Raw genomic sequence first — 9782 nt, forward strand, 5'->3', positions numbered from 1 at the left:
AGTGAACAGTTAGGATTATATTTAGGCATATTTGACGGGAAACTGCGTTATTTTACCGTCGATGGTCAACTGGTTCCCACTCCCCAAGAAGCTGAATTACAGCAAAGACAAGCAAAGGAACAGATTCTTTTAGAAAGGGAACAGGAACGACAGGCAAAAGAACAGGCTCTTTTAGAAAAAGAACAAGAACGACAGGCAAAGGAACAAGAACGACAAGCTAAGGAAAGATTAGCGGCAAAATTACGAGAATTAGGCATCAACCCCCAGACAATTTAGCCAGTTAAAATTCCCCATTCCTAATTCCTAATTGATAATTTCTCATAGCTGTTATAATTAGATCAATGTCCCAGCCAGGGGAAAAACTATGACAACTCTCGACATTTTACCAGAAGTCACCTGTCCCCCCACCGATTTATGGAGTGATGAACCACCCTTGGAAAGTGATTTACACCTGCAACAGATCATAATTCTCCTCAGTTGTCTAGAATTGTTATGGCAAGAGAAAAACGATTACTACGCTTCCGGTAATCTGACTATCTACTATAACGAAGAACAACTGAAAAAGCCGGATTTCTGCGGTCCTGATTTTTTTGTGGTTTTAGATACAGAAAAACGTCCCCGCAAAAGTTGGGTGGTTTGGGGAGAACAGGGAAAATATCCCAATGTAATCGTCGAGATTCTTTCCGATTCTACGGCCAATATTGACCGCAATAAAAAGAAAATTCTCTACCAAAATACTTTTCGCACTCCTAATTATTTTTGGTTCGATCCTAATACCTTAGAATGGCAGGGATTTAGACTAATTGAGGGACAATATCAAGCTATTTCTGCCAATGAGCAGGGTTATCTATGGAGTGAACAGTTAGGATTATATTTAGGCATATTTGACGGGAAACTGCGTTATTTTACCGTCGATGGTCAACTGGTTCCCACTCCCCAAGAAGCTGAATTACAGCAAAGACAAGCAAAGGAAGAAAAGGAACAGATTCTTCTAGAAAGGGAACAGGAAAGACAGGCAAAAGAACAGGCTCTTTTAGAAAAAGAACAAGAACGACAAGCTAAGGAAAGATTAGCGGCAAAATTACGAGAATTAGGCATCAACCCCCAGACAATTTAGCCGGTTAAAATCTGCAAACAGCGATCGATAACCCCTTGAGTTACAATTATCTTGATTTGACTGGACAGACCCGAATGCAACTAACTCCCGAACAATACAAAGAAAAAATGCAGCGCCGCAAGGTTATCCAAGAGGAACGTTTAGCCGAAAAAATTGCTGAAAAAGGTTTAATTATCGTTAATACTGGCGATGGTAAGGGAAAAACCACGGCAGCCCTCGGTATGGTTTTACGTTCCCTCGGTCATGGTTACAAAGTGGCGGTGGTACAATTTATCAAAGGTGCTTGGGAACCTGCCGAACAAAAGATTTTTAGTGTTTGGGGGGAACAAATCGAGTTTTATGCAATGGGGGAAGGTTTCACCTGGGAAACTCAAGATAGAGAAAGAGATATAGAGAAAGCCCAAGAAGCATGGCAAAAAGCCCTAACTTTTCTCGAAAATCCCCAATATAAATTAATTTTACTCGATGAGATCAATATCGCCCTTAAATTCGGCTATCTGGATATTCAGGAAGTTATCGCTGGTTTAGCCCGAAAACCCGCTAATTGTCACGTTATTCTCACTGGTAGAGGAGCTTTACCCGAATTAATCGAGATAGCGGATTTAGTCACGGAAATGAAGTTAATTAAACATCCCTTTCGTCAACAGGGAGTGAAAGCGCAACCCGGCATCGAATTTTAACTACTGCTTAAGCGTTGTACCGTCTCTCCCGACAATAATCGATGAGTTTCGGCGAGAAGATAGGGAATTTTATCAGCGTGGGGACTAGCGGCTAAACAGGCAGTTAAATCGAGTTTTTCCACCTCTTTTGCCTGTTGACCGGGGAACCAATGACCCCCATTCCCCAAGAGATTGTATCTGGCCTTGGCAAAGTCAATCATATCGTAGGCGATAGCGAGATTGCGTAACCAGAGGATAGAACGAATATTGATGTGATTGGGGGTATTTTCCCAGCTAGGTAAACCCAAAGACCAAGTTTTTACCCAATTATCGCCTAAACAGTTGATCATCTCTCCTTGCAATCTCTCGATAATTGCCGGTAAAATCTCCTCGGATCGATCGAGTAAGGGTAAAGTTTTCAGGTGTTCATCAAAATCTCTGGCTTGCGCAGTACCGATACTCAGGGTATGAACGGCCCGATGACTGAGACAGAATAGGTCATTAAAAACCATCGGACTGAGAGGAGAACAGAGCGCGACGAGCTTAGGGGGAGGATTGTAGAGATGGCCGCCCTTATCGGAGGGACTAATGATAAAAACGCCCATATCGTGCTGTTTTGCCGCTTCTATGGCTGGCCAGTTATTCTGAAAAATATAGTACCAGTGCAAATTGACGTAATCATAACAATTTGTTGCAATAGTCTTGACAATTACATCAGTTGGTGCATGGGTGGAGAAACCGATAAAACGAACTTTTCCCTGTTGCTGTAATTTTTTCGCCCCTTGCCAACAACCGCCCTCGGCCATAGTGTCATCGAGAATTTCAGCCGTGTTGATGCCATGGATACCCAACAAATCCACATAATCTAACCGTAAAAATTGCAGGGATTGCTCAAATTTACGGCGAAATTCCCGCACATCTTGACTAGGAGAAACTTTCGTCTGCACGATAATCTTTTCCCTCGGTAGTTGCGGCAAAATTTTGCCCAATTGCATCTCGGAAGTGCCGTAACCCCTAGCGGTTTCGATGTGATTAATCCCCACTTCCAGAGATTTATTAATGATTGCCTCTAAATTGCCTTGATTCTCGTCGGGAATTTGCGACATTGGCAAATCCTGCCACTGAAATTGATAGCGCATTCCCCCACAGGAAAACACCGGCATTTGTAGATTAGTGCGACCGAAACGACGATACTGCATATATTCAGTTATCAGTTATCAGTTATCAGTTATCAGTTATCAGTTATCAGTTATCAGTTATCAGTTATCAGTTATCAGTTATCAGTTATCAGTGGGGAGGTGGGTGACCACTTCGTGCGCGTTGCGGGGGGTTTTGGGGTATTAGTTGAAACTGGGAGCATCTCATTTATACAAGTGAGTAATTATACTTATCCATAAAACTGGTTTCTAGCAAGGCTTTCAAAATAGCTTGACATAAAAACCTGATTTAGGGGTTACAAAGGTGAGATGCTCCCGTTGAAACTTCCCTATTTCCCCATTCTCCCATTCCCTGTTTCCTGTTCCCTAAATTTAATCGGGTAAAGTGAGGATTTCGACACCAGTTTCGGTGACGGCGATGGTGTGTTCAAATTGGGCCGAAAGCTTACCATCTTTAGTAATAGCAGTCCAACCGTCTTTTAAGACAATATGTTGCCAGGTTCCCTCATTAATCATTGGTTCAATGGTGAATACCATGCCGGGGCGAATTGTTTTGCCTTTGCCGCGAATGCCGTAGTGGGGAACCTGCGGACCGGTGTGAAAAACATTACTGATACCATGACCGACAAAATCTCTAACCACTGAAAATCCCTCTCCTTCGGCGTATTCTTGGATAGCGGCGCCGATATCGCCGATTTTACCCCCCGGCTGCACCGCATCTATGCCTCTTTGCAGACATTCTCTAGTCACTTCCACTAACTTTTTGGCCAAGGGGGAGGGAGTACCGACAAAGAAAGTCTGGGAGGTATCGCCGTGATAACCTTCTAAAATCGGGGTGACATCAATGTTAATAATATCGCCGTCTTTGAGGATTTGATCGGTGCTGGGGATGCCGTGACAGATAACCTCGTTAATGCTAGTACATATGGACTTAGGAAAGCCATGGTATCCTAGGGGCGCACTTTTGGCTCCATGGGCGCAGGTCCAACGTTCTGCCTCGTCATTGATTTCTAGGGTACTTACCCCCGGTTTAACCATATCGGCCAGATGGTCTAACAGTTTAGCCGCTAATCGTCCGGCTCGACGCATTTTTTCAATTTCCCGGGGAGAGAGTAAGGTGATGGTATCGTTGCCCATGAATTATCCGACTGTTAAGAAAGATTCTTGTTACATTTCTTATCCTAGCAAAATCGGGCAGCGTTATGGTTTAGGGGGTTGGGTTATAGGAGCGGGAAGTGGGGAAGTAGGGTGTGGGGAAGTGGGGAAGTGGGGAAGTGGGGAGAACAAAGCTGCCTTTTGCCTTTTGCCTTTTGCCTTTTGCCTTTTGCCTTTTGCCTTTTGCCTTTTGCCTTTTGCCTTTTGCCTTTTGCCTTTTGCCTGTCCTGATATGTAGCGCATACTCAACGGATTTAGTATCAGACCCTACAGATAAACGTTTTTGTTGTCCTTTTGTCCATCAGTTTGATGTATTTTCGATAACATTCAACTTTAGAATTCTTAATTATATATATCAACTTTTTTTGAAATGATATTATGTAGTTATTGACTGATAACGGGGACAGAGACAATGAGTAAAAGCGACAAAAATTCTGTGAAAATGGTATTTTCTGCGTTAAGTATTTTGATAATTAGCCTACTGCCGGCCTGTGGCATAGGGGAATCTCCAGCTAATAAATCAATTAAAATTGATGGTTCTAGTACCGTATACCCGATTACCCAGGCCGTGGCCGAGAAATTCAAAAGCAGTCAACCGGGTACAGCAGAAGTGAGCGTAAAATTTTCGGGAACCTCAGGGGGATTTCGGGAATTCTGCGAAGGAAAAACTGATATTAGTAATGCCTCTCGACCGATTCAAGCCGATGAGATGTCCCTGTGTAATCGCTATGGCGTAAGATATATTGAATTACCCGTGGCTTTTGATGCCTTAACTGTAGTCGTTAATCAGGAAAATAACTGGATTGATAGCATTACCCTAGAAGAATTAAAGAAAATGTGGGAACCGGCTGCTGAGGGTAAAATTACCAATTGGAATCAAATCAGACCGGAATTCCCCAATAAACCCCTAAATCTCTTTGGTGCAGGCCAAGATTCCGGAACTTTTGACTATTTTACCGAAGCTGTGGTCGGTAAATCCGGTGCTAGTCGTAAGGATTATGTAGCCAGCGAGGATGATAACACTTTAGTCCAGGGAGTCAGTCAAGATCCGAATGCTCTTGGTTACTTTGGACTAGCTTATTATGAACAAAATCCCCAAAAATTGAAAGCTTTAGGCATTGATAGCGGTAAAGGGGCGATTGTACCCTCTAGAGAAACCGTAGTTAACTCCCAATATCAACCCCTTGCTCGACCTTTATTTATCTACGTCAATGCGGAGAAAGCGCAAAAAAGCCGAGCTTTACAGGAATTTGTGGAGTATTACCTCGATAATGCCGAGAGTATTGTTAAAGAAGTCGGTTATATCCCCCTAACGGATGAACATTACCATTTAGCCACAGTCACCTTCTTTAACGGTGAAGTGGGAACGGTTTTCGGAGGACAATCGCAATTTGATGTCACCCTAGCGGAATTATTGCGGCAAAAAGCCAAGTTTTAGAGGAGAGCGTTGGGGAGATAATTGCTTTCTCTCCCCAAACAATTGCGATTTTTTAACCAAATCGACCGCTAATATATTCTTTTGTTTTCTCGTGAGTTGGTTCTTGAAACATAATTTTAGTTTGTCCAAACTCCATCAGTTCACCCAAATACATAAAAGCTGTGTAATCAGAAATCCGGGCTGCCTGTTGCATACTGTGGGTGACGATTAAAATGGTAACTTTTTCCTCTAATTTACCAATTAGTTCTTCTATACTATTAGTGGCGATTGGATCGAGAGCGGAAGTGGGTTCATCAAAGAGGATAATTTCAGGATCTGTAACTAAAGCGCGGGCAATACAGAGACGTTGTTGTTGTCCCCCCGATAAATCGTAGGCACTGGTGTTGAGACGATCCTTGACTTCATCCCACAAAGCGGCACCGCGCAAAGCTTCTTCTACTTTATAATCGATAAACTCCCGTTTTTTTTCGCCCCTAACCCGCAAACCGTAGGCGACATTTTCGTAAACAGATTTCGGGAAAGGGTTCGGTTTTTGGAAAACCATACCAATCCGCATCCGCACCTCGATCGGATCGACCTTGTGATCTAAAATATTGACGGTATCGATATAAATACCCCCTTCGTAGCGATTAGCGGCATAAAGGTCGTGCATTCGATTAAAACAGCGCAAAAGCGTCGTTTTACCGCAGCCAGAGGGGCCAATTAGAGAGGTGACTTGTCTTTCGGGAATGGTGAGATTGATACTTCGCAAAGCGGGTTTATTGGTGCCAGCGTAGTAAAAGTCAAGGTTTCTCACCTCGGCTTTTGGTTGAAATTCTTTGATATTAGACATCATCGAGGGAAAAATAGAGTTTACCATTTGATACCTTTGCGGAAACGATAGCGGAGATAGATAGCTACAGCGTTCATCCCGAGAGTCATCACAATCAACACTGTACCAGCGGCGGCTGCATTGACTTCAAATTCTGGCTCTGGACGAGAAACCCAGTTAAACATCTGGATAGGCATAACTGTAAAGGGTGCTTTTAGCCAATTAAAGTTAATAAAGGGAAAATTTGCTTGTAAAGGAGCATCGGGTAGAAAGGCAATAAACGTGAGCGCACCAATAGTAATCACGGGAGCCGTTTCTCCAATCGCTCTGGAAAGTCCGATGATCACACCGGTTAGGATACTACCGAAGGAGTAGGGAAGAATATGATCGGCGACTACTTGCCATCTACTTGCTCCCACGGCATAGGCCGCTTCCCGGAGACTGTTGGGTATTGCCCGAATTGCCTCTCTGGTGGTGACAATAACCACAGGTAGGATCAGCAAAGCTAGGGTTAAACCGGCGGCAATAATACTTTGTCCGAGATTGAATTGATAGACAAATAAACCGAGGGCGAGTAAACCATAGATAATTGAAGGAACACCCGCTAAATTAGTGACGTTAATCTCAATAATTGCTGAAAGCCAATTTTTCTTACTATATTCTTCCAGATAAATTCCCGCCGCAATACCGAGAGGAATCGCAATCAAGGCTGTTACCAACATCACTAGCAAGGTTCCCACCCAAGCGGAAAGAATACCAGCTTCTTCAGGGTGACGACTAGGAAAAGAAGTAAAAAACTGGGGGGTAATGCGCGGCAACCCTGCCATCATCATCTGGGCAATCAGGATAAAGAGAATTAGGGTAGAAACAAAAATAATCAACAACCCTAAGCCAGAAAATACAGTGCTAATCAGCTTGCGCCTTTCAATATTAGCTCTTAAATTCGATAATTGTTCTTTTTCCATGATTAGTAAACCTCCCGATATTTTTTGGCGAGGAAATAACCGATAATATTAAAGATTAAAGTCAAAATGACTAGCATAATACCGGCGGCAAAAATTGATTGATACTCGATCGAACCGTGGGGTAAATCGCCTAAACTAACCTGAACAATATAAGCGGTAATGGTGGCCGCTTCACTAAAGGGATTGAAGGTTAAATTTGGCTGTAATCCTGCGGCGATCGCTACAATCATCGTTTCTCCCACGGCCCGGGAAACTCCTAAAATATAAGCGGCACTAATACCAGAAATAGCGGCAGGCAAAACCACATTTAAAGCAGTTTGTAAACGAGTTGCTCCGGTAGCGTAGGAACCTTCCCGGAGGGTCAAAGGTACGGCACGCATGGCATCTTCACTGATGGAACTAATCAGGGGAATAATCATTAATCCCATGACCAAACCAGCACTGAGCATATTAAATGAAGGCAAGTCAGGCAAAAAAGTTTGTAGGAAAGGTGTGACATTTAAAAAGGCAAAATAACCATAAACTACTGTCGGTATAGCCGCTAATAATTCTAGACAAGGTTTAACCACTTCTCGCAGACGCGGGGGGGCAAATTCACTGAGATAAATAGCGGCAATTGTTCCCAAAGGAACAGCGACAAACATCGCCACGATCGAAGTGGTTAAGGTTCCCGAAAGTAGCGGTATAATACCATAACGAGGATCGGCAAAAAGCGGACTCCAAACCGTATCGGTTAGGAATTGAATCAGGGGAACTTTCTCGAAAAAATGCACGGATTCTAGAATCAAAACCTCCATAATGCCGATAGTGGTGGCCACAGAGGAAAAAGCCGCCAAAAATAGAATAACTTCAATAATAGTCTCTTTGAGGTTGCGAATCTTTTTGGGAGTAGCTGCCTGAATCCAGACACTCTCTGATTTAATTGCTGGTTTAGTCATGCTTTAAATATCTAGTTGCTGGGTTTTTTAATTCAACTCCAAAAATGGGGAAGATAATCGCTTCCCCATTCCATTTATTGGCAGATAAGCAACTATTCTTTAGCTTCTAGCCGAACAATATCTTGGATGGTTAAACCCACCACATCTCGGCCAACGAATACACTCCCTGTTTTATTATTTCTAAAGTTTCTCATTACCGATTGATAGACATTAGCGGGTAAAGGAACATACTTAACTTCCCGGACTAATTTGGGAGCATTGTTGATGAAAAATTCGACAAAACTTTTTACCTCTGGACGTTTAGCCGCATTAGCATTAACGTAGATAAAAACAGGACGGGAGAGGGGATTATATTTGCCGTTGTTGACATTTTCTGCTGAGGGAGATATGGCTCCTTTGCCGTTATCAATGGCTAGGGCTTTCAGACGACCTTTATTTGCTTCATAATAGGCATAGCCAAAGTAACCTAAAGCGTTACGATCTCTGATAACTCCCTGCACTAGAACGTTATCATCTTCACTGGGGGTAAAGTCGGTGCGACTTTTCTTCGATTCACCGACAATTGCCTCGGTAAAGTAATCGAATGTTCCCGAATCAGCACCTGGTCCGAACAGTTTTAGGTTGGCATTAGGCCATTTAGAATTAACTTGATTCCACTTAGTGATCTTCCCTTGAGCAGCGGGTTCCCACATTTTTTTCAGTTCAGAAACCTTGATGCTATTAAGGGGATTTTGTTTATTGACTACCACTGTTAAAGCATCAAAAGCGATCGGCAATTCTAAGAATTTAACGCCATTTTTAGCGCACAATTGACGCTCAGAATCCTTAATTGGACGAGAAGCATTAGAAATATCCGTTTCACCAGCACAGAATTTTTTAAAACCGCCACCTGTTCCCGAAATACCGACAGTTACTTGTGTCTGACGATTTATCTTTTGAAATTCTTCCGCTACTGCTTCTGTAATTGGGTAAACGGTGCTAGAACCATCAATTTTGATAGTATTGCGGCTTTGGGAATTAACCGCCGGGATGGTGAGAGCTAGGGCTGCTCCTACTGCCGCTAAACCAGCGCTGATTGTCCATCGATTTAGTTTGAATTGGAAATTCTGCATACTCATTTCGCTAATTATTGCTGGTTCGGGAATCAAAAAATTAACTTTTAGGTTGGATTGTACATAAAACCCTAAAATTATGATCAATTATTTTAGTTAATTTAAGGTTAAGGTTAAGATTTGGTTTGGTTAAATTCAGTTTAAGCTTGGGTTAATTAAGCTTAACTTAAACAAATATCTCTCACATTTTTGGTTATTTAAATTAGTTGATGACCACCCTATTGCAAATTAAAGTCAGTCAAAACGCTCAATAATGTAGTTTTATTAGATAATAACAAGAAAAAATCAGGCTCTTCTAGGTTCTGTGTGAACATGGTATAATAGTAACACAGAACAGGAGGTGGGTTATGTGGATAAATTTTGATCAACTCCTCGATTTACCAAATGTAACAGTGGTCAATTATCAAAAAATTGCTCAGACAATTTTCCT

General features: G+C 42.4%; 10 protein-coding genes and 1 pseudogene. 5 read left to right on the top strand and 6 right to left on the bottom strand.

Annotation, left to right across the window (positions count from 1 at the left end; all coding sequences use genetic code 11):
• From EWV66_RS21915 to cobO, 3 genes and pseudogenes are all read left to right on the top strand, one after another.
• Positions 1 to 276 (top strand): annotated as a pseudogene (locus EWV66_RS21915) (Uma2 family endonuclease); the annotation flags it as partial.
• Between the two features lie 88 nt (positions 277 to 364).
• A complete protein-coding gene (locus tag EWV66_RS21920) occupies positions 365 to 1117 on the top strand; it encodes a Uma2 family endonuclease (protein ID WP_287116043.1) in 753 nt (250 codons plus the stop codon).
• Between the two features lie 74 nt (positions 1118 to 1191).
• Entirely contained in the window at positions 1192 to 1797 is a 606-nt protein-coding gene (gene cobO, locus EWV66_RS21925) for a cob(I)yrinic acid a,c-diamide adenosyltransferase (RefSeq protein WP_002789509.1), read from the top strand.
• On the opposite strand, the gene EWV66_RS21930 is transcribed toward cobO, so the two are convergent.
• Complete coding sequence (locus EWV66_RS21930) at positions 1794 to 2975, bottom strand: aldo/keto reductase (RefSeq protein WP_052277159.1); 1182 nt, start codon at positions 2973 to 2975, stop codon at positions 1794 to 1796. The two genes, cobO and EWV66_RS21930, sit on opposite strands and share 4 nt — an antisense overlap.
• Between EWV66_RS21930 and EWV66_RS21935 the strand changes: the two genes are divergently transcribed.
• A complete protein-coding gene (locus EWV66_RS21935) occupies positions 2950 to 3120 on the top strand; it encodes a hypothetical protein (protein WP_287107319.1) in 171 nt (56 codons plus the stop codon). The genes EWV66_RS21930 and EWV66_RS21935 overlap by 26 nt on opposite strands.
• A gap of 185 nt (positions 3121 to 3305) precedes the next feature.
• Here EWV66_RS21935 and map read toward each other — a convergent pair whose 3' ends face one another.
• Positions 3306 to 4070: a type I methionyl aminopeptidase gene (gene map, locus EWV66_RS21940; RefSeq protein ID WP_287107320.1), complete on the bottom strand. Its 765-nt coding sequence runs from the start codon at positions 4068 to 4070 to the stop codon at positions 3306 to 3308.
• A gap of 430 nt (positions 4071 to 4500) precedes the next feature.
• Between map and EWV66_RS21945 the strand changes: the two genes are divergently transcribed.
• Positions 4501 to 5526, top strand: coding sequence for a PstS family phosphate ABC transporter substrate-binding protein (locus EWV66_RS21945; protein ID WP_052277162.1), 1026 nt, complete (start codon positions 4501 to 4503; stop codon positions 5524 to 5526).
• Positions 5527 to 5578: 52 nt separating this feature from the next.
• Here the strand turns inward: EWV66_RS21945 and pstB are convergent, their stop codons facing one another.
• The 4 genes from pstB to EWV66_RS21965 all read right to left on the bottom strand — a co-directional run bounded on the left by pstB (position 5579) and on the right by EWV66_RS21965 (position 9358).
• Complete coding sequence (gene pstB, locus EWV66_RS21950; RefSeq protein ID WP_072926451.1) at positions 5579 to 6385, bottom strand: phosphate ABC transporter ATP-binding protein PstB; 807 nt, start codon at positions 6383 to 6385, stop codon at positions 5579 to 5581.
• Positions 6379 to 7302, bottom strand: coding sequence for a phosphate ABC transporter permease PstA (gene pstA / locus EWV66_RS21955; protein ID WP_002745947.1), 924 nt, complete (start codon positions 7300 to 7302; stop codon positions 6379 to 6381). The genes pstB and pstA overlap by 7 nt, the downstream gene beginning before the upstream one ends.
• A gap of 2 nt (positions 7303 to 7304) precedes the next feature.
• Positions 7305 to 8240: a phosphate ABC transporter permease subunit PstC gene (gene pstC, locus EWV66_RS21960; protein ID WP_002745948.1), complete on the bottom strand. Its 936-nt coding sequence runs from the start codon at positions 8238 to 8240 to the stop codon at positions 7305 to 7307.
• A 92-nt stretch (positions 8241 to 8332) separates the two neighbouring features.
• Complete coding sequence (locus EWV66_RS21965; protein ID WP_081417876.1) at positions 8333 to 9358, bottom strand: PstS family phosphate ABC transporter substrate-binding protein; 1026 nt, start codon at positions 9356 to 9358, stop codon at positions 8333 to 8335.
• Between the last annotated feature and the right edge of the window lie 424 nt (positions 9359 to 9782).

This window comes from Microcystis sp. M_OC_Ca_00000000_C217Col, from assembly GCF_007095585.1.
In the GTDB taxonomy this organism is placed as follows: Bacteria; Cyanobacteriota; Cyanobacteriia; order Cyanobacteriales; family Microcystaceae; genus Microcystis; species Microcystis panniformis.